Below are 18,834 nucleotides of genomic sequence, written 5' to 3'. Positions count from 1 at the left end.
CCTCGCCCATCGCGCCCGCGTCGCTCTCGCCGGCGATCGCCGGCTCGCGCTCCCGGTCGTCGTCCGGGGTGCGGTCCGGACCGTCGGCCATGGCTCCACTGGTGGTGCCGCTCGTGCTGCTCACTGGTCGGTCAGCTCCTCGTCCGTCAGGTACTTGATCAGCTCCTCCTTCTCGAAGAGCCCCAGCAGATCCGCACGGATCGGCGGCATGTCGCGGCGGCGCAGCGCGATCTGCCCCGGCCCCTCGGCGTCGTCCGCCAGCGAGCAGACGAGGTTGACCTTCCGCCAGTCGTGGACCATGTCCGGGTGGTCGTCGCGCGTGTGGCCGCCGCGCGACTCGGTGCGTTCCAGCGCGGCACGCGCCACGCATTCGCTGACCAGCAGCATGTTCCGCAGGTCGATGGCCAGGTGCCAGCCCGGGTTGAACTGGCGGTGCCCCTCCACGCCCGCGCGGGCCGCACGCAGCCGCAGCTCGCCGAGCCGCTGGAGCGCCTGCGCCATCTCCTCGTCCCGGCGGATGATGCCGACCAGGTCGTTCATCGCCTGCTGGAGTTCCTGGTGGATGGTGTACGGGTTCTCGCCCGTCTCGCCGGAGGCCGTCTCCTCGGCGCTGAACGGCCGGAGCGCCTCCGCCGCCGCCGCGTCGATCTCGGCGTCGTCCACCACCGGACGGGCGTCCGCCGCCGTGCTCCTGGCGTGCTCGGCGGCGTACAGGCCCGCCCGGCGACCGAAGACCAGCAGGTCGGAGAGGGAGTTGCCGCCCAGTCGGTTGGAGCCGTGCATGCCGCCGGACACCTCGCCCGCGGCGTACAGCCCGGGCACGCCCGTCGCCTCGCCGGTGTCGGGGTCTACGTCCACGCCGCCCATGACGTAATGGCAGGTGGGGCCGACCTCCATCGGCTGTGCGGTGATGTCGACGTCCGCCAGCTCCTTGAACTGGTGGTGCATCGAGGGCAGCCGCCGCTGGATCTCCTCAGCCGGCATGCGGGTGGAGACGTCGAGGAAGACGCCGCCGTGCGGGGTGCCGCGTCCGGCCTTGACCTCGGAGTTGATGGCGCGGGCCACCTCGTCGCGGGGGAGCAGCTCGGGCGGGCGCCGGTTCTTGTCCGGGTCGGTGTACCAGCCGTCCGCCTCCTCCTCGGAGGTGGCGTACTTGTCCTTGAAGACGTCCGGCACGTAATCGAACATGAAGCGCTTGCCGTCGGAGTTCTTGAGCACGCCGCCGTCGCCGCGCACGGACTCGGTGACCAGGATGCCCTTCACCGAAGGCGGCCAGACCATCCCCGTGGGATGGAACTGCACGAACTCCATGTTGATCAGCGACGCACCGGCCAGCAGTGCCAGCGCGTGGCCGTCGCCGGTGTACTCCCAGGAGTTGGACGTCACCTTGAACGACTTGCCGATGCCTCCGGTGGCCAGCACCACTGCGGGAGACTCCAGCACGAAGAAGCGGCCGGACTCGCGTTCGTAGCAGAAGGTGCCTGCCACCCTGTTGTCGGCGGAGCGGTCCTTGAGTACGCGAGTGACCGTGCACTCCTGGAAGACCTTCAGCCGGGCCTCGTAGTCGCCGGACTCCTCGAAGTCCTCCTGCTGGAGCGAAACGATCTTCTGCTGGAGGGTGCGGATCAGCTCCAGGCCCGTACGGTCGCCGACGTGCGCGAGGCGCGGGTACTCGTGGCCGCCGAAATTGCGCTGGGAGATCTTCCCGTCCTTGGTGCGGTCGAAGAGCGCACCCCAGGTCTCCAGCTCCCAGACGCGGTCCGGGGCCTCCTTGGCGTGCAGTTCGGCCATCCGCCACTGGTTGAGGAACTTGCCGCCGCGCATCGTGTCGCGGAAGTGGACCTGCCAGTTGTCGCCGGAGTTGACGTTGCCCATGCTGGCGGCGATGCCGCCCTCGGCCATGACCGTGTGCGCCTTGCCGAACAGCGACTTGCAGATCACCGCCGTCCGCATCCCCTGTTCACGCGCTTCGATGGCGGCGCGCAGCCCGGCGCCGCCGGCGCCGACGATCACCACGTCCCACTGCTGGCGTTCGACTTGCGTCATCTTTTCTTCGCTGTCCTCTCGAATCAGAAGAACCGCGGGTCGTCGAACGCCCCGATGGCCAGCAGGTACACGTACAGGTCCGCCAGCGCCACGCTGATCAGCGACGCCCAGGCGAGCAGCATGTGGCGGGCATTGAGCTTCCCGACCCAGCCCCACATGCGGTACCGCACCGGGTGCTTGGAGAAGTGCTTGAGCCGCCCGCCGACGATGTGCCGACAGGAGTGGCAGGAGAGGGTGTAGAGCCAGATGAGCACGATGTTCGCGACGAACACCAGGGTGCCCAGGCCCATGTGGCCCCACTCGTAGTCCGCGTTGCGGAAGGCGAGCGCGGTGTCCCAGGTGAGGATGACGGCGACCAGCAGCGCGGCGTAGAAGAAGTACCGGTGCAGGTTCTGGAGGATCAGCGGGAAGCGGGTCTCGCCGCTGTACTTCGCGTGGGGCTCCGCGACCGCGCAGGCCGGCGGCGACGCCCAGAAGCCGCGGTAGTACGCCTTGCGGTAGTAGTAGCACGTCAGACGGAAGCCGAGCGGGAAGATCAGGATCAGCAGCGCGGGCGACAGACCCCACCAGCTGCCGAAGATCTCCCAGTTCGGGCCGCCCTTCATGGGCACGCAGCTCTCCGCCAGGCAGGGCGAGTAGAACGGCGAGACGTACGGCGCCGCGTAGTAGTCGGCGTTCGCGAAGGCGCGCCACGTCGAGTAGACGATGAACGCCAGCAGGCCGGCGGCGGTGGCGGCCGGCGGCAGCCACCAGCGGTCCACGCGCAGGTGGCGCTGCGGGATCGCGGCGCGCCCGGGGGCGTCGGTGACGCCGCCGGGCGCGGAACGAGGTCCGGGGCTGTCCGGCCCCGTGGGCTCGGTGGGGTGTGTGGTTCCGGTGGCCAAGGGTCGACTCCGTCGAGGGGAGGGTGGCGGGCGGTTGCGCGGGGGACGCGGCGGCGCGGGGCCGGGGCACGGCGGTGGGCCGGGCGGGTGGCCAACGCGCCGGCGCGCGCCGGGGTCACGCCTGCGTCAACGCGGCGTGCACCCCGGCGCGGCCGGGCTCAGGGTGCGTGCCGGTCCCGTGCGCCGAGCCCCTCGTCCTCCGCGTCCGTCCACAGCGCCGCGTCGTACGGCGCGTCGGGGATGGTCACCATCTCGGGACGCGGAGCGGGTGACGCCTCCGGCCCGCCGGTGGCGGCCCGGAGCAGCGCCAGGGATTCCCGCAGGTGCTCGGCGTCGCTGCGTACCCGCCTCATCTCCAGTCCGTTGCCGACCTGTTGTTCCAGGCGGGTCACACAACGGGTGAGATCGTCCAGGCAACGCTGGACGCTGGTCATGTCGTCCTGCAGGGTCATGTGCTGGGGCACCTCCGCTTCGGTGCGGGTGGCTCGGCTGGTCCGCCAGAGTGTTCTACGTCACACACGCGTTGTGAAGAGCGCGGACGGGGATTCGCTCTGCGGGGTACACGAGTGACCCGTTCGAGTGAGGCGTTTCGGGGCGGGCAGGAGACCCTTCAGCGGTAGCCCGTGACGTCCGCCGGCCTGCCGGGGTCCTGCACCTCGACCAGGTAGCGCCAGGCGTCCGGGCGGCTGCCGTCGAGATCGGTGAAGCCGTACTCCCGCGCCAGCCCGCCGCTGGAGAGCGAGTCGCCGTTCCAGCGCGCCACCTCCGGGTCCGCGGCAAGCGCCGCAACCGCCCGGCCCACGAAACGCGGGGTCTCGGAGATCGCGAAGTGCGGCTGCTCCGTGAGCGCCTCCCGCCAGTTCTCCTCGGCGACGCCGAACGCGTCGAGCATGAGTTCCGACCGCATCCATCCTGGGGTGAGCGCCACCGCCGTCGCGCCGCGCGGGCCCAGCTCACGGCTCAGCCCGAACGCCATGCGCAGTACGGACGACTTGGCGAGGTCGTAGAAGAACGACACCCGGTAGTTCCGCGCGTTGTACTCCGCGGTGCCGTCGGTCATCTCCACCACCAGACCGCCCGGGTTCCGCAGCAGCAGCGGCAGCGCGTGATGACTGGTGATCGCGTGCGTCTCGACGGCCAGGCGCAGCAGGCGCAGGCCGTCGTCCAGGTCGTGCTCCCAGACCGGGGCGTCCCAGTCGAAGAGCTTCTCGCCGCCCCAGATGTCGTTGACCAGCACGTCCAGTCGGCCCTGCTCGGAATCGATCCGCTCCACCAGCGTGCGCACCTGCGCCCGGTCGAGGTGGTCCGTGGGCACGGCGATGCCGTGCCCCCCTGCTTCGCTGACCAGGTCGGCGGTGTCCTCGATGGTCTCCGGCCGGTCGTACTCCGACCGCCGCTCGCGCGTGGTCCGCCCGGTGACGTACACCGTCGCCCCGGCCGCACCCAGCTCCACGGCGGTGCCCCGCCCGGCTCCGCGCGTCGCCCCGGCGACCAGCGCGACCCGCCCGTCCAGTGCTCCTGCCACGTCCCTCTCCCGTCCTTGCGTGCCCGAGCGATGATTTTCCGGGCCCCGTGCCGTCCGTACCGGTGAACCTCACCACAGTGCACCGCGCGGTGCCTCGGATTTCCATCAGGAGCGGGCCATGGCGACGACAGCAGAGAGCGCGACGATCGAGCAGGGATCCGTCGTCTCGGCGGACGGCACGGAGATCGTCTACGACCGCCGCCGCGGTGGCGGCGCGGGCACCGTCATCCAGATAGGCGGCGCGTTCAGCTACCGGAAGTTCCCCAAGATGGCGCAGCTGGCCGAGGCGCTCGTCCGGGACCACGGGCTGACGGTGCTCACCTACGACCGGCGCGGTCGCGGCGACAGCGGTGACACGCCGGGTGTGTACGACGTGCGGCGCGAGATCGACGACCTGGTGGCGCTGGCGGAGGCCGAGGGCGGGCCGGACAACGAGGTCTCGTTGTTCGGCTGGTCCTCGGGCGCCGCCCTCGCGCTGCTCGCAGCCGCAGGCGGCCGGCTGCCCGGGCTGGTGCGCGTCGTCGCGTTCGAGCCGCCGTTCGTCGTCGACGACGAACACCACGTTCCGCCCGCCGACCTGCAGACACGGCTGCATGCGCTGATCGATGCCGGCCGCCGGGACGAGACCGTGCGGTACTTCATGACGCGGGGCATGGGCGTCCCGTCCTTCGTCGTCGCGGCAATGCGGTTCACGCCGTTCTGGCCGAAGCTCCGGGCCACGGCGCCGGCCACCGCGCATGACTGGGCGGTGATGGCGCCCTACATGCGCGGGGAGCCGCTGCGGCCGGAGGACTGGGCCGGGGTGACGGCGCCCACCCTGGTGATCTCCGGCGAGAAGAGCGCCCCGTTGCTGCGCAAGGGTTCCCGTGCGATCGCCGGCCTGCTGCCCGCGGCCGAGCACAGGATGCTGACCGGACTGTCCCACAACCCGAAGGTCGGGCTGTTGGCACCGGAGGTGGGGGAGTTCCTCGTCGGCCGCTGACGGGAGGGGCGGGGCCGGAAGAGCAACGAGGGGCGCCGGTCCGGGGGGACCGACGCCCCGCTGCTGCCACGGCGGTGCGGTGTCAGCAGCGCTTGGAGCTTGCGGCCTGACCGGCCAGCGGGTCGCCCGCGGCGCGGAGGGAGCCGACGGCGGCGGTGCACTCCGAGGTGGTGTCGGCCGGGTTGGACCAGTACTCCTTCCCGTTGGTGTTCAGCCAGGTGCGCTTACCGACGAACTCGTCGCGGCTGTAGCTGTAGACACCGACCGAGACGTCGTAGTCGCCGTGCGAGGCGCGGAAGCTCTGCCACACCCACAGGTAGCCGTAGTTCTCCCCGCAGGACGGCGAGTAGAACTGCTTGACGGAGCCGATCCGCTGCCCGTCGCGGATGATGTATCCGGCGGTGCCGATCTCGTACGCGTCGGTGCAGACGCCGGCCGCCTGGGCGCGGGCGCTCAGCGGATTGCCGGCGGCGGAGGGCGCGGTGGACGCGGCCTTGCGCTGCTTGTCCGGCGCGGGCCCGGTACCGGCGACGGCGGAGGCCGCCGGCAGCAGCGCCAGCGCACAGGCGGTGGCGGCGATCGCGGTCGTTCGTGCACGCATCGAGGTGTCCCCCTTGCTTCGGTCCGACGGGTCGGTGGAGCGCGCACGCGCCAGGCGCACACGTTCCACGCTGCGGACGACGCGAAGAACGTAGTCTGTCCGCTTCTTCCGCCTTGTCGGACACACCGGGCCGGTGGAGGGTTGCCCGCGCGTGGGGGCGCGTTCGCCGCAGGAGGTGTGCGCCCCCGGCGCTGACGCGCGAGCCGCACCGCCCGGTCATGAAAGCGGCGCGGCGGGGTATGCGGGGTGCCAACTCCCCTTCGTACACATGGGAAAGAGGTGGAGAAACGTGTCGTCCTCCCTCGTGGAGACCGTGGACGTCGACGCTCCGGTGGCGGTGACCTGGGCGCTGTGGAGCGACGTGACGCGCTGGCCGGAGTTTCTCAGTCACGTGCAGAAGGTCGCGCGCATCGACGACCGCACCTTCTCGTGGTGGCTCGCCCTGCCCGGCGCGGACAAGGCGTTCACCGCCGAACTCACCGAGGTCATCCCTCACGAGCGGATCGCCTGGCGCACGATGGACGGAGTCGAGCACGCCGGCGTGGTCACCTTCCACCACGTCAGCGACACGCGGACGCGGGTGGCGCTCCAGATCGAGTACAACCCGCACGGCTTCGTGGAGCACCTGGGCGCGCTCACCAACCTCGACTCCGTCCTCGCCCACTACGACCTCGGCGAGTTCCAGCATGCGGCGGAAAAGGCGGCCGGCAACGCCTGAACGGTTCGCCTGAACGGAGTGCGGAGTCGGGTTGACCGACAGAAACGTATCCGCTCACGCGTTCGAGTGAGCGGAGTCCGTTCTCGTGGTCGTCGGCTCGCTTGGGGTGAGAGCGTCGCTCCGAAAACAGGAGGAGGCCCGCCGTGGTGCTGACCGTCCCGGAGCGTACGACGTGCGCTGACGAGGATGACCGTATGGACGATCCGATGGCCCGGTCCGCAAAAGAAGCCTTCGACTCCATCAGCACGGCCGCCCCCGAGGGTGGCGCGCGGAGTTGATCGAGGGGGAGATCCACGTGACCCCACCGGCGGACGGGGAGCATGAGGAGATCGTTTCGGAGTTGACCGGAAAGGTGCGCGACCAACGCCGGAAGCTCGGTGCTACACCGGCCTCGGGCTGAACGTCCCCTGGGCTTCGGTGAAGGTGACTCCCGACCTGGTCGTGGCGCCCAAGGGGGCGTTCGCCGACCAGGAGGACTACCACGACCCCGCCCGAAGGACGCGCCGGGAAACTCAGGGGATACGCGGCCGCGGGCGTCCCCCTCCATCTCCTCGTCGACAGGCAGTCCGGCACGGGTCAGGGTCTACTCCGAGCCGCTGGACGGCCGCTACACCCACCTCGAGGAGACGGCCTTCGCCAAGACCCTCACCCTGCCGGAACCGCTGGCGATCGAGCTGGACACCTCCGAGTTCCGAACCGCCGTCAGCTTGCGCCCGAACCGGCGTTCGGCCTCGCGGGCCACGGCCATCCGGGTCTCCCGGGTGCGTTCCCGGAGTTCGTTGGGCCGGCCTTCAGCCGCAGCCTCCCGCTCCTCCTGCGAGACATCGTCGGCGAGCCTGGGCCCGGTGATCCGCCCGACGACGGTGATCTCCTCGCGGTCCACCGTCACGTCGAGCAGTTCCTCGTGCACCTCGTCCGGCAGGCGGCCGGTGAACCAGCCGCGCAGCTTCTCACGCTCTTGCCGGGTAATCATGTAATTCAGATCACACCCGCTCGCGGCAGGGCAGGCGCCCGTGGACGTGTGCGCCGGGCGGGTGGCGTCGGCGCACGGATGGACGTGCCCGGATGCCGCACCGCGTCCGGTCGCTTTCAGTGGGTGCGTACCGATCCCGTGCACCACACGGCCCACTGCGACGACCCGCCGGCCCACCCCGGGCGGCGTCTGCGCGCCCCGGAGGTTCCCGCGATGCCAGCCGCACCAGCCATCGACACCGCCGCGCGGCGCTGCGCGGCCGTACTCGCCGCCGGCGGCCTGCTGCTGCCGCTCGCCGCGTGCACCTCGGGCGGAGACGACGCCCCGCAGGGCGACAGCGGAGCCGCCCGGGACGTCCGCGCCGTCTCCCGCGACGACGTCACCGACGGAGGAACGCTGCGCTGGGCCGTCGACGCGATGCCCACCACGCTGAACGTCTTCCAGCCCGACGCCACCGGTGCCACCACCCGCATCGCGGAAGCCGTGCTGCCCGCACTGTTCACGTTGGACAGCCGGGGCCGGCCCCAGCGGAACGGCGACTACCTCGAATCCGCCGAGGTCACCGGGACCGAGCCCCGGCAGACGGTCGTCTACACCCTCGCCGAGGACGCACGCTGGAGCGACGGCCGTGCCCTCTCCGCCGCCGACTTCCGTGCCCAGTGGAAGGCGCTCGGCGGTGGCAACAGCGCCTACTGGACGGCCCGCAACGCCGGCTACGACCGGATCGCGAAGGTGGCGGCGGGCGACACCCCCCGCCAGGTCGAGGTCACCTTCAAGAAGCCGTATGCCGACTGGGAGTCGCTGTTCACGCCGCTCTACCCGAAGTCGGTGATGGGCAGCCCCGACGGCTTCAACGAGGAGGCACGCACCCGGCTGCCCGCCTCCGGCGGGCCCTTCGCGGTGAAGCCGCTCGGGAAGAAGGACGACCGGGTCACCCTCGTGCGCAACGACGCCTGGTGGGGGGACGAGGCGAAGCTGGACCGGATCGCGCTCACGGTCGTGCCGCGCGGCGAACGCGGCGCGGCGCTCGCCGCCGGAAAGGTCGACGTCGCCGAGGTCACCCCGAAGCTCGCCGAGCGCATCGACGGCGTCCACACCACCGACGCCAAACCCCGCGGCAAGGAGAGGGCCGACGGCAAGACCGCCGGAAAGCCCCGGAAGAAGACCGGCGACCTCGGGACGTACGACGTGCGCCGCGCCCTCGCCCCCGCCTACACCCAGCTCGCCCTGAACGGCGCCTCCGGCCCGCTCGGCGACGAACGCGTGCGCCGCGCCCTCGCCCGGACCCTGGACCGGGGGGCGCTCGCCGAGAAGGCGCTGGCCGACCTGGGGCTGCCGGCCCAGGCGCTCGGCAGCCACCTGCGGATGCGTGACCAGGCCGGCTACCAGGACAACAGCGCCGCTCTCGGCGGCCGCGACCTCGAGTCCGCGCAGGCCCTGCTCGCCGACGCGGGCTGGGAGAGCGGAGCACCCGCCACGGGCGACGACCCGGACGCCCCGGTCGATGCCAAGGAGAAGGGGGCCGAGGAAGGGAAGAACCGCGACGGTGAGCGGGCCGAGCAGCGCGCCGACGAGATGAAGGGGCTGGAGGCCGGCCGTGCCGCCGCCGTCCGCACCAAGGGCGGCAACCCGCTGGCCCTGCGCTTCCTGGTCCCGGCCGGCCCCGGCACCGCCGTCACCCGGGCGACGGCCGAGCAGGTCTCGGACCAGCTCGCCGAGGTCGGCATCCGCACCCGCATCGAGCGGGTCGAGGACGAGAGCCTGTTCCGCGACCACATCGCGTCCGGCGACTACGACCTGGCCCTGTACGCGTGGCCGGCCAGCGCGTTCCCCGCGACCGACGCCGGCCCGATCTTCGCCAAGCCCGTCCCGGCGGGGAACGGCTCCCTCACCGTGCGCCAGAACTACACCCGGGTCGGGACCGACCGCATCGACCAGCTCTTCGCCGCGGCCGTCGGCGAGCTGGACCGGGAGGAGCGCCAGGATCTGCTGAGCCGCGCCGACTCCCGCATCTGGGCGGCCGCCGGCTCGGTGCCCCTGTACCAGCGCCCCCAGCTCGTCGCGGTCCGCGAGGACCTGGCCAACATCGGCGCGTACGGCTTCCAGACCCCGCGCTACCAGGACATCGGCCGCACGGAGTAAGCCGCCGTCGTCCGCAGGGCCGGCTCGCCCGCCCGGTCACCCCGGGTGGAGGCGAGGCGGCCCTGCCGTGCGTCCGGGCGCCGCGCCTGCGCTAGCACACGTGCGTCCGCACGTCGAGACCCGGGGGCGGCGGCGAGGCGCCCGGCCCGTACCATGGGGCGGTAAAGAGGCCGCGGCGCACAGCACAGTGATGAGCCCGGCGACCGCGCGGACCGGATCGGTCGCGCCGTCATCCACGACTCCGGGAGAAGCGCCCACGCATGCCCACCCGCCACGATATTCGTAACGTCGCCATCGTCGCCCACGTCGACCACGGCAAGACGACCCTGGTCGACGCCATGCTCAAGCAGGCGGGGGCGTTCGCCGCGCACCAGCTCGAGTCGGTCGACGACCGGGTGATGGACTCGAACGATCTGGAGCGCGAGAAGGGCATCACCATTCTCGCCAAGAACACCGCCGTGAAGTACCACCGCAAGGGCGGCGACCCGGTCGTCATCAACATCATCGACACCCCGGGCCACGCCGACTTCGGCGGCGAGGTGGAGCGCGGCCTGTCCATGGTCGACGCCGTCGTGCTGCTGGTGGACGCCTCCGAGGGCCCGCTCCCGCAGACCCGCTTCGTGCTGCGCAAGGCACTCCAGGCACGGCTGCCGGTGATCCTGTGCATCAACAAGACCGACCGGTCCGACGCCCGCATCTCCGCGGTCGTCGACGAGACCTACGACCTGTTCCTCGACCTGGACGCCGACGAGGAACAGATCGAATTCCCGATCGTGTACGCCTGCGCCCGGGACGGCGTGGCCTCGCTGACCCAGCCGGACGACGGCACCGTGCCCGCCGACAGCGACAGCCTGGAGCCGTTCTTCACCACGCTGCTGGAGACCGTGCCCGCCCCCACGTACGAGGAGGACGCGCCGCTCCAGGCGCACGTCACCAACCTCGACGCGGACAACTTCCTCGGCCGCATCGCGCTGCTCCGGGTCAAGAACGGCGAGCTGCGCAAGGGCCAGACGGTGGCCTGGATGAAGCGCGACGGAACGGTCCAGAACGTGCGCATCAGCGAACTGATGATGACGGACGCCCTGACCCGCAAGCCCGCGGAGAAGGCCGGCCCGGGCGACATCTGCGCGGTGGCCGGCATCCCGGAGATCATGATCGGCGAGACCCTCGCCGATGCGGAGAACCCGGTGGCGCTGCCGCTGATCACCGTGGACGAGCCGGCCATCTCCATGACCATCGGCACCAACACCTCGCCGCTCGTCGGCAAGGGCGGCAAGGGCCACAAGGTCACCGCGCGGCTGGTGAAGGACCGCCTTGACCGTGAGCTGATCGGCAACGTCTCGCTCCGCGTGCTGCCCACCGAGCGTCCGGACGCCTGGGAGGTGCAGGGCCGCGGCGAGCTGGCGCTGGCCATCCTGGTGGAGACCATGCGCCGGGAGGGCTTCGAGCTGACCGTCGGCAAGCCCGAGGTGGTCACCCGGGAAATCGACGGCAAGCTCCACGAGCCCGTCGAGCGGATGACGATCGACTCGCCCGAGGAGCACCTCGGGGCCATCACCCAGCTGATGGCCTCCCGCAAGGGCCGCATGGAGACCATGACCAACCACGGGTCGGGCTGGATCCGGATGGAGTTCCTGGTGCCGTCGCGCGGCCTGATCGGCTTCCGGACGGAGTTCCTGACCGAGACCCGCGGCACCGGCATCGCGCACTCCATCTCCGAGGGCCACGAGCCGTGGTTCGGGGATCTGCGCACTCGCAGCAGTGGCTCGCTGGTCGCGGACCGGGCGGGCAAGGCGACCCCGTTCGCGATGATGAACCTCCAGGAGCGCGGCACGATCTTCATCGAGCCCGGCACCGAGGTGTACGAGGGCATGCTCGTCGGTGAGAACTCCCGCGCCGACGACATGGACGTCAACATCACCAAGGAGAAGAAGCTCACCAACATGCGCGCCGCCTCCGCGGACACCACGGAGAACCTGGTGCCGCCGCGGAAGCTCTCCCTGGAGCAGTCGCTGGAGTTCTGCCGTGAGGACGAGTGCATCGAGGTGACGCCGGAGACGGTGCGCATCCGCAAGGTCGTCCTGGACCAGAAGGAGCGCGCCCGCACAGCCTCCCGCGCCAAGCGCTGACGCGGGGCGCCGGGAGGCGCCCCGGCACGCCCGTAGGAACGGCCCGGGGCCGGCGACGTCACGTCGCCGGCCCCGGGCCGTCGAGGTGTGCCCGTGTGTGTCCGTCGTTGCTTCTGTTCGATCGCGCATCGGCCGCCGATCGGGTGGTGAGGTCTACCCGCGTGGACTGAGCAGGCGAAAGACCGAATCCGTGTCGCGAAACAGGAGAGACTGTGGAGACGGCTGTACGGAGTTCAGTTCCCCACGTTCGTATATCGGCGTGGCGACGGCCACGTTGCGAGATGGTGAACGCGTTTCGCATGAATTTGTCCGTTTTTGTGTACTACGATCGTTCTTTGTCAAGCACGCTGGGACGTCAATCTGCGCAATCTTCGCTCAAGATGCACCCCGGGCTCATAAGCCAACCCCAACACCTCTTGACTGAGCACTTATTCACTTGCAAAAGTCCGCTCAACCCCAGGCGCACCCCGGTGCCATCCAGACGGGTTCAGCGAAGTACCACTAACGCAGGGGCTAACACGCGATGACAAGTCCAACCCAGGTGCCCTCCGTCGAGACCGACACCCCCGGTCCCGGCGAAGTGAGCCTGAGCAAGGATGCGGCCGGCCAGAGCGGCGAGCAGAGTCTCTCTCCCGGCCAGCTGATGTGGCGACGCTTCAAGCGCGACCGCACCGGCGTGCTTTCCGCCTGCGTGGTGATCTCCTTCTTCGTGGTCGCCGCACTGGCTCCGGTGATCTCGATGCTGTACGGCAAGAACCCGTACACCCTGTACGGACAGGACACGCCCGGCCTGCTGGACGCGTTCAACTATCCCGCCGGCTCCTATGGCGGTATGTCCTCCGAGTTCTGGTTCGGTGTGGAGCCCGTGCTGGGCCGCGACGTCTTCACCCAACTGCTGTACGGCATGCGTACCTCGCTCTTCACCGCGCTCGTCTGCACCATCCCGATGGTCCTGCTGGGCATCCTGATCGGCCTGGTCAGCGGCTACTTCGGCGGCAGGGTCGACTACTGGCTCGGCCGGATCACCGACTTCATGATGGCGCTGCCGGGACAGCTGACCCTGATCGCCACCATGCCGGTGGTGCTCGCCCTGTTCGTGCCGCCCACCAAGGAGACGCCGGTCTACGTGCAGTTCTGCGCGATCGTCGTCGTGCTGGCGGTGCTCGGCTGGATGGGCATGGCGCGCCTGGTGCGCAGCTCGGCCCTGACTCTCCGCGAGCGCGAGTTCGTCGAGGCGGCGAAGGTCTCCGGCGCCTCCCCGTGGCGGATCATCCGCAAGGAACTGCTGCCGAACCTGATGACGCCGATCCTGGTGCAGGCCACCTACATGCTGCCCTCGGCGATCCTGACCGTCGCGTTCCTGTCCTACGTGGGTGTGGGCTACGTCGAGCCGACACCCGACTGGGGCCGGATGTTCGCCGCGGCCGCGGACTACTACCAGTACGACCCTGCGTACATGTTCTTCCCCGGTATCGCCATGGTGATCTTCGTCCTGGCGTTCAACCTCCTCGGCGACTCCGTGCGGGACGCCTTCGACCCCAAGTCCGGACGTTGACGGACGTCCACCCGGGGGGCTGCCACCCCCGCATCCGGCCTACCGGGCTGCGAACCGGCAGCAGATGGATCCCAACTGACAGGCAGGTGTATTCGGCATCATGAGTTTCCTCCGTTCGCGCAGAATGCGCGGAGCCGCAGTCGCCTTGGCGGCCGGCTCACTGATTCTCACCGGCTGCAGCGGCGGTGGTGGTCAGGACAAGAGTCCGGGCAAGGACACCGACTTCGGCGACATTGAGGCGCAGTCGCAGCCGGTCACCTATGCGGACGCCGCCGCCTCGCAGGGCCCTGCCGACGAGGTCGAGGGTTCCTCCAAGGGCGGGACCGTCCGTGTCTACCAGCAGACGGACTTCACCCACCTGGACCCCGGCCAGATCTACGTCAGCGACGCCGGCAACCTGGCCGTGCTGATCCACCGTGGTCTCACCGCGACCAAGGAGAACGACGACGGGTCGAAGACCATCGTGGGCGACCTCGCCACCAGTGCCGGTGAGGTGTCCGACGGCGGCAAGACCTGGACGTACACGCTGAAGGACGGCGTCAAGGACCAGGACGGCGACACGATCACGTCCGCGGACGTCCGCCACACCTTCGAGCGCCTGTACGCCGAGGTCATCTTCGACGGCCCGACCTTCATCCAGAAGTGGCTGTCCGGCGACGACTACCGCAAGGCCCTCCCGGACGGTCCGTACAAGGGTGACCACCTGCCGGACAGCGTCATCGAGACGCCGGACGACAAGACGATCGTCTTCAAGTTCGACGCGCCGCAGAACGACCTGCCGCAGGCGCTCGCGATGGCCGGCTACGCGATCGTTCCCGAGGACGACGACACGCAGAAGAAGTACGACCAGAACCCGAAGGCGCTGGGTCCGTACAAGATCGGCGACTACAAGCCGGGCAAGTCGATGACGCTCGTCCGCAACGAGCACTGGGACGCGGAGACCGACCCGATCCGCCGCGCCTACCCGGACAAGTGGAAGTTCACGTTCAACCACGATGACGCGGACCAGACCCGCCGCATCCTCGCGGACAAGGGCGAGGCCCAGCGTGCGCTGCAGTTCAGCGGTGCCGTCTCCGCGGCCCAGCTCCGTGACGTGGTCACCAACGCCAAGGACCGCAGCGTCGCCGGCTACCAGCCCTACGTCTGGCAGCTGAACATGAACATGAAGCGCATCGAGGACAAGAAGGTCCGCGACGCCATCACCTACGCGCTGCCCGGTCCGGCCATCTTCGCCCCCGAGGGCGGCGAGTACGCGGGTGCCACCGCCGGCAACCTGTTCGCGCCGACGCTCCCCGGCCACGAGCCGGAGTACGACCCCTACGGTCGCCTGGACAACCCGAAGGGTCAGCCCGAGAAGGCCCGGAAGCTCCTGAAGGAGGCCGGCAAGGAGAACATGGAGCTGGTCTACGCCTTCGCCAACACCGACATCCGGCAGAAGCAGTCGGTCGTGATCGCCAAGGCGCTTGAGGAGGCCGGCTTCAACGTCCAGAAGAAGGCGGTCAACTCCCAGACCTGGTACGAGCAGATGGGCAAGGTCGACAACCCCTTCCACGTCTACATGACCGGCTGGGGTCAGGACTGGTCCTCGCCCTCCACGGTCATCCCGCCGGTCTACGACGGTGACGTGATCGCCGACGGTGCGTCGAACTACTCGCACATCGACGACCCGAAGACCAACAAGGAGATCGACCGGATCCTGAAGATCAAGGACCCGGAGAAGGCCAACGAGGAGTGGGTCAAGCTCCACCACCACATCGTGGAGAACGTCAACCCGGCCGTCCCGCTCTACTACACCAAGACGATCCAGATTCACGGCTCGAAGATCGGCGGCGCGAAGTTCAGCACCGTCCGGAGCTACATCAACGTGAACCAGGTGTACGTCAAGCAGTAACAGCACCTCACCACGGGTTCCCGGGGGCCTCAGGCCCCCGGGAACCCGCCCGGGTGTCCAGCCCACGTTTCACCGTCGTAGCCGCCGCGCCGAGAGCAGCGAACCAACATGCTTAAATTCTTTCTCCGCCGATCGGTCGGCGGCCTCGTGATTCTCTTCCTCATCAGTGCGTTCACGTTCTTCATCTTCTTCGCGATCCCGCAGAACCCGGCCCTGCTGGCCTGCGGCAAGAACTGCACGCCGGAGAACGTCGCCCTGATCGAGAAGCAGATGGGGCTCGACCAGCCCATCCCCGTGCAGTTCTGGGAGTTCATGAAGGGCATCGTCGCCGGCCGCAGCTTCGACGTCGGCCACTGCGACGCTCCGTGCTTCGGAGTCTCCTTCAACGACCAGCGCATGGTCTGGGACACGATCATCGACCGCCTCCCGCTGACCGTCTCGCTGACCCTCGGCGGTCTGGTGGTCTTCCTGACCCTCGGCATCGGCGCCGGCATGATCGCCGCCCGCAAGAAGGGCACGCTGATCGACAAGTCCTTCAGCTCCGCGTCGCTGGTGCTCAGCTCGCTGCAGATCTACTTCATCGGCCCGATCGTGGTCGGACTCCTGGTCTACAGCACCGGCCTGCTGCCGGCCCCCGAGTACGTGCCGTTCACGGAGAACCTCGGCGGCTGGTTCATCGGCCTGCTGATCCCGTGGTTCGTGATGTCGCTGATCTTCACCGCGAACTACACACGTATGTCCCGCTCCACGCTCATCGAGCAGTTGCAGGAGGACCACGTCCGGACGGCCCGGGCCAAGGGCATGTCCGGGAAGTACGTGTTCTTCCGCTACGCCTGGCGCGGCTCGCTGACCCCGATCGTCACCATCCTCGGCATCGACCTCGGAGCACTGCTCGGCGGTGCCATCGTGACGGAGACGACGTTCAGCCTCGCCGGTCTCGGACGCCTCGTGGTGGACTCGGTGAACAACAAGGACCTGCCCATGACCATGGGCGTCATGCTGTTCGCCTCCGCCTTCATCCTGCTGCTCAACATCCTCGTGGACTTCGTGTACGGGTTCATCGACCCGCGCGTGCGCCTCGCCTAGGAGATCGACCCGTGACCACTCTCACAAAAACCGCGGACAGCACGCCCCCGACCGGGGCGGACTCGTTCCTCTCCGTCCGCGACCTGCGCATCCGGTTCAGCACCGAGGGCGGCATCGTCAAGGCCGTGGACGGCCTGTCATTCGACCTCGAGCGGGGCAAGACCCTGGGCATCGTGGGCGAGTCGGGCTCCGGCAAGTCGGTGACCAACCTGGCTGTGCTGGGCCTGCACAACCCGGTCAGCACCGAGATCAGCGGCGAGATCCTGCTCGAAGGGCAGGAGCTGACCGGTGCGCGCGAGAAAGACCTGGAGAAGCTGCGCGGCAACAAGATGGCCATGATCTTCCAGGACCCGCTGACGGCGCTGTCGCCGTACTACACGGTGGGCCGGCAGATCATGGAGCCGTACCGCAAACACCTGGGCGCGGGGAAGAGGGAGGCCCGCGAGCGGGCCATCGAGATGCTGCACAAGGTCGGCATCCCCAACCCCAAGGTCCGCGTCGACGACTACCCGCACCAGTTCAGCGGCGGCATGCGCCAGCGCGCCATGATCGCGATGGCCCTGGTCTGCAACCCCGACCTGCTGATCGCGGACGAGCCGACCACCGCGTTGGACGTGACCGTCCAGGCGCAGATCCTCGACCTGCTCAACGAGCTCCAGGAGGAGTTCGGCTCGGCGATCGTCTTCATCACCCACGACCTGGGCGTCATCGCCAACGTCGCGGACGACATCATGGTGATGTACGGCGGCCGCGCCGTGGAACGGGGCACCACCGCGGAGGTGCTGCGGGCGCCGCAGCACCCCTACACCTGGGGCCTGCTCAGCTCGATGCCGCGCATCACCTCGAACGTGGACGACGAGCTCGTCCCGATCGAGGGCACGCCGCCGAGCCTGCTCAACCCGCCGCCCGGCTGCCACTTCAACCCCCGGTGTGACTTCCAGGGCCACGTCACGGGTGCCTCCTGCACCGCGGACCGGCCGCCGCTCCCCGAGGGACGCGGCGCGGCCTGCCACCTGACGCCGGAGCAGAAGCAGACCTTCTTCGTCGAGCAGATCAAGCCGCGGCTGGTCTAGGGAGAACGGAACATGAGCGAGGAACTCACCCTGACGAAGACGGAGGGCGCGGCGCCACAGACCGGCGCGCCCCTGCTGGAAGTCAAGGGACTGAAAAAGCACTTCCCGATCAAGGGCGGCTTCCCCATCCGGCGCACCGTCGGCCACGTCCAGGCCGTCGACGGCGTCGACCTCACCGTGCACGAGGGCGAGAGCTTCGGCCTGGTGGGCGAGTCCGGCTGCGGCAAGTCCACCACCGGACGTCTGCTGACCCGGCTGATCGACTCCACCGCCGGCGAGATCCGTTACCAGGGCACGGACATCGCGCACTACTCGCGACGCCAGATGGCGCCGATCCGGTCCGAGATCCAGATGATCTTCCAGGACCCGCAGTCGTCGCTGAATCCCCGGCACACCGTGGGTACCATCATCGGCGGCCCGATGGAGGTCAACGGGATCAACCCGCCCGGCGGCCGCGAGAAGCGCGTCCGGGAGCTGCTGGAGACCGTCGGTCTCAACCCCGAGCACTACCAGCGCTTCCCGCACGAGTTCTCCGGCGGCCAACGGCAGCGCATCGGGGTCGCCCGCGCGCTGGCACTGGAGCCGAAGCTGATCGTCGCCGACGAGCCGGTCTCGGCGCTGGACGTGTCCATCCAGGCCCAGGTGGTGAACCTGCTGCAGAAGGTGCAGCGGGAGATGGGCATCGCCTTCCTCTTCATCGCGCACGATCTCGCCGTGGTGCGGCACTTCTCACAGCGGGTCGCCGTGATGTACCTCGGCAAGATCGTCGAGGTGGGCGACCGCGAGTCGATCTACAACCGGCCCCGCCACCCGTACACCCACGCGCTGCTCTCCGCGGTGCCGGAGGCACGGCTGGACGAGGGTGAGGAGGAGCAGCGCGAGCGGATCCGCCTGGCCGGCGACGTGCCGTCGCCCATCGACCCGCCATCGGGCTGCCGCTTCCGCACTCGCTGCTGGAAGGCGCAGGACAAGTGCGCCACCGACGAGCCGCCGCTGGTGCAGATCTCCGGGAACCACGACGGTCACCTGACCGCCTGCCACTTCCCGGAGGAGCCCACCATCCTCGCCCACGGCGAGGACGTCGTGATGACCGGCGGGGGCGCCCGGCGCCGGACCGACGAGTTGGTGACTCCGGAGGAGGAGCGCGAGCTCGTCGAGGAGCGCGCCGAGACGGAGAGCGTCAAGAAGATGCCGTGACGCCGCCGCGCGTCCGCCGACCGTGCCCGCCA

The 18,834-nt window shown here is 69.5% G+C and carries 15 protein-coding genes and 1 pseudogene; 10 read left to right on the top strand and 6 right to left on the bottom strand.

Annotated features, from left to right (window positions below):
- Nucleotides 1-120: 120 nt before the first annotated feature.
- From E4198_RS07990 to E4198_RS07975, 4 genes are all read right to left on the bottom strand, one after another.
- Nucleotides 121-2,046, bottom strand: coding sequence for a fumarate reductase/succinate dehydrogenase flavoprotein subunit (locus tag E4198_RS07990; protein ID WP_136182558.1), 1,926 nt, complete (start codon nucleotides 2,044-2,046; stop codon nucleotides 121-123).
- 23 nt (nucleotides 2,047-2,069) lie between these two features.
- The gene (locus E4198_RS07985) at nucleotides 2,070-2,828 is read right to left on the bottom strand and encodes a hypothetical protein (protein WP_136185249.1); all 759 of its coding nucleotides are present in this window, start codon (nucleotides 2,826-2,828) and stop codon (nucleotides 2,070-2,072) included.
- Nucleotides 2,829-3,088: 260 nt separating this feature from the next.
- Nucleotides 3,089-3,382, bottom strand: coding sequence for a hypothetical protein (locus E4198_RS07980; protein ID WP_136182557.1), 294 nt, complete (start codon nucleotides 3,380-3,382; stop codon nucleotides 3,089-3,091).
- Nucleotides 3,383-3,540: 158 nt separating this feature from the next.
- On the bottom strand, nucleotides 3,541-4,455 hold the full coding sequence (locus E4198_RS07975; RefSeq protein WP_136182556.1) for an SDR family oxidoreductase: 915 nt from the start codon (nucleotides 4,453-4,455) through the stop codon (nucleotides 3,541-3,543).
- A gap of 118 nt (nucleotides 4,456-4,573) precedes the next feature.
- On the opposite strand from E4198_RS07975, the gene E4198_RS07970 reads away from it, so the two are divergent.
- On the top strand, nucleotides 4,574-5,437 hold the full coding sequence (locus E4198_RS07970) for an alpha/beta hydrolase (protein WP_136182555.1): 864 nt from the start codon (nucleotides 4,574-4,576) through the stop codon (nucleotides 5,435-5,437).
- An 82-nt stretch (nucleotides 5,438-5,519) separates the two neighbouring features.
- Here the strand turns inward: E4198_RS07970 and E4198_RS07965 are convergent, their stop codons facing one another.
- Nucleotides 5,520-6,038 (bottom strand): hypothetical protein, encoded by a 519-nt coding sequence (locus E4198_RS07965; protein WP_136182554.1) that lies wholly within the window; start codon nucleotides 6,036-6,038, stop codon nucleotides 5,520-5,522.
- A 289-nt stretch (nucleotides 6,039-6,327) separates the two neighbouring features.
- Between E4198_RS07965 and E4198_RS07960 the strand changes: the two genes are divergently transcribed.
- Both E4198_RS07960 and E4198_RS25355 read left to right on the top strand, forming a co-directional pair.
- Complete coding sequence (locus E4198_RS07960) at nucleotides 6,328-6,756, top strand: SRPBCC family protein (RefSeq protein ID WP_136182553.1); 429 nt, start codon at nucleotides 6,328-6,330, stop codon at nucleotides 6,754-6,756.
- Between the two features lie 295 nt (nucleotides 6,757-7,051).
- Nucleotides 7,052-7,156, top strand: coding sequence for a hypothetical protein (locus tag E4198_RS25355; RefSeq protein WP_247597880.1), 105 nt, complete (start codon nucleotides 7,052-7,054; stop codon nucleotides 7,154-7,156).
- A gap of 306 nt (nucleotides 7,157-7,462) precedes the next feature.
- Here E4198_RS25355 and E4198_RS07950 read toward each other — a convergent pair.
- Nucleotides 7,463-7,729: pseudogene (locus tag E4198_RS07950) on the bottom strand (hypothetical protein); the annotation flags it as partial.
- Nucleotides 7,730-7,942: 213 nt separating this feature from the next.
- On the opposite strand from E4198_RS07950, the gene E4198_RS07945 reads away from it, so the two are divergent.
- The 7 genes from E4198_RS07945 (at nucleotide 7,943) to E4198_RS07915 (ending at nucleotide 18,802) form a co-directional block, all read left to right on the top strand.
- Nucleotides 7,943-9,871: an ABC transporter family substrate-binding protein gene (locus E4198_RS07945; protein ID WP_136182552.1), complete on the top strand. Its 1,929-nt coding sequence runs from the start codon at nucleotides 7,943-7,945 to the stop codon at nucleotides 9,869-9,871.
- A 260-nt stretch (nucleotides 9,872-10,131) separates the two neighbouring features.
- Complete coding sequence (typA, locus tag E4198_RS07940; protein WP_136182551.1) at nucleotides 10,132-12,000, top strand: translational GTPase TypA; 1,869 nt, start codon at nucleotides 10,132-10,134, stop codon at nucleotides 11,998-12,000.
- A 523-nt stretch (nucleotides 12,001-12,523) separates the two neighbouring features.
- Nucleotides 12,524-13,555, top strand: coding sequence for an ABC transporter permease (locus E4198_RS07935; protein WP_136182550.1), 1,032 nt, complete (start codon nucleotides 12,524-12,526; stop codon nucleotides 13,553-13,555).
- Between the two features lie 100 nt (nucleotides 13,556-13,655).
- Nucleotides 13,656-15,446, top strand: coding sequence for an ABC transporter substrate-binding protein (locus tag E4198_RS07930; RefSeq protein ID WP_136182549.1), 1,791 nt, complete (start codon nucleotides 13,656-13,658; stop codon nucleotides 15,444-15,446).
- 108 nt (nucleotides 15,447-15,554) lie between these two features.
- Complete coding sequence (locus tag E4198_RS07925; protein WP_136182548.1) at nucleotides 15,555-16,532, top strand: ABC transporter permease; 978 nt, start codon at nucleotides 15,555-15,557, stop codon at nucleotides 16,530-16,532.
- 11 nt (nucleotides 16,533-16,543) lie between these two features.
- Nucleotides 16,544-17,605 carry an ABC transporter ATP-binding protein gene (locus tag E4198_RS07920; protein WP_136182547.1) on the top strand — a complete coding sequence of 354 codons (1,062 nt, stop codon included), beginning with the start codon at nucleotides 16,544-16,546 and terminating at the stop codon, nucleotides 17,603-17,605.
- A 12-nt stretch (nucleotides 17,606-17,617) separates the two neighbouring features.
- A complete protein-coding gene (locus E4198_RS07915) occupies nucleotides 17,618-18,802 on the top strand; it encodes an oligopeptide/dipeptide ABC transporter ATP-binding protein (RefSeq protein WP_136182546.1) in 1,185 nt (394 codons plus the stop codon).
- The last annotated feature ends 32 nt before the right edge of the window (nucleotides 18,803-18,834 follow it).

Source organism: Streptomyces sp. RKND-216 (assembly GCF_004795255.1).
Classification (GTDB): domain Bacteria; phylum Actinomycetota; class Actinomycetes; order Streptomycetales; family Streptomycetaceae; genus Streptomyces; species Streptomyces hazeniae.
This window is presented reverse-complemented; position numbering and strand designations above follow the sequence as displayed.

What these genes read in the sequence shown, in the direction of transcription:
- E4198_RS07990 (WP_136182558.1), bottom strand. Translation starts at nt 2,046, where the DNA reads ATGACGCAAGTCGAACGCCAGCAGTGGGACGTGGTGATCGTCGGCGCC.
- E4198_RS07980 (WP_136182557.1), bottom strand. Translation starts at nt 3,382, where the DNA reads ATGACCCTGCAGGACGACATGACCAGCGTCCAGCGTTGCCTGGACGAT.
- E4198_RS07970 (WP_136182555.1), top strand. Translation starts at nt 4,574, where the DNA reads ATGGCGACGACAGCAGAGAGCGCGACGATCGAGCAGGGATCCGTCGTC.
- E4198_RS07965 (WP_136182554.1), bottom strand. Translation starts at nt 6,038, where the DNA reads ATGCGTGCACGAACGACCGCGATCGCCGCCACCGCCTGTGCGCTGGCG.
- E4198_RS07945 (WP_136182552.1), top strand. Translation starts at nt 7,943, where the DNA reads ATGCCAGCCGCACCAGCCATCGACACCGCCGCGCGGCGCTGCGCGGCC.
- typA (WP_136182551.1), top strand. Translation starts at nt 10,132, where the DNA reads ATGCCCACCCGCCACGATATTCGTAACGTCGCCATCGTCGCCCACGTC.
- E4198_RS07935 (WP_136182550.1), top strand. Translation starts at nt 12,524, where the DNA reads ATGACAAGTCCAACCCAGGTGCCCTCCGTCGAGACCGACACCCCCGGT.
- E4198_RS07930 (WP_136182549.1), top strand. Translation starts at nt 13,656, where the DNA reads ATGAGTTTCCTCCGTTCGCGCAGAATGCGCGGAGCCGCAGTCGCCTTG.
- E4198_RS07925 (WP_136182548.1), top strand. Translation starts at nt 15,555, where the DNA reads ATGCTTAAATTCTTTCTCCGCCGATCGGTCGGCGGCCTCGTGATTCTC.
- E4198_RS07915 (WP_136182546.1), top strand. Translation starts at nt 17,618, where the DNA reads ATGAGCGAGGAACTCACCCTGACGAAGACGGAGGGCGCGGCGCCACAG.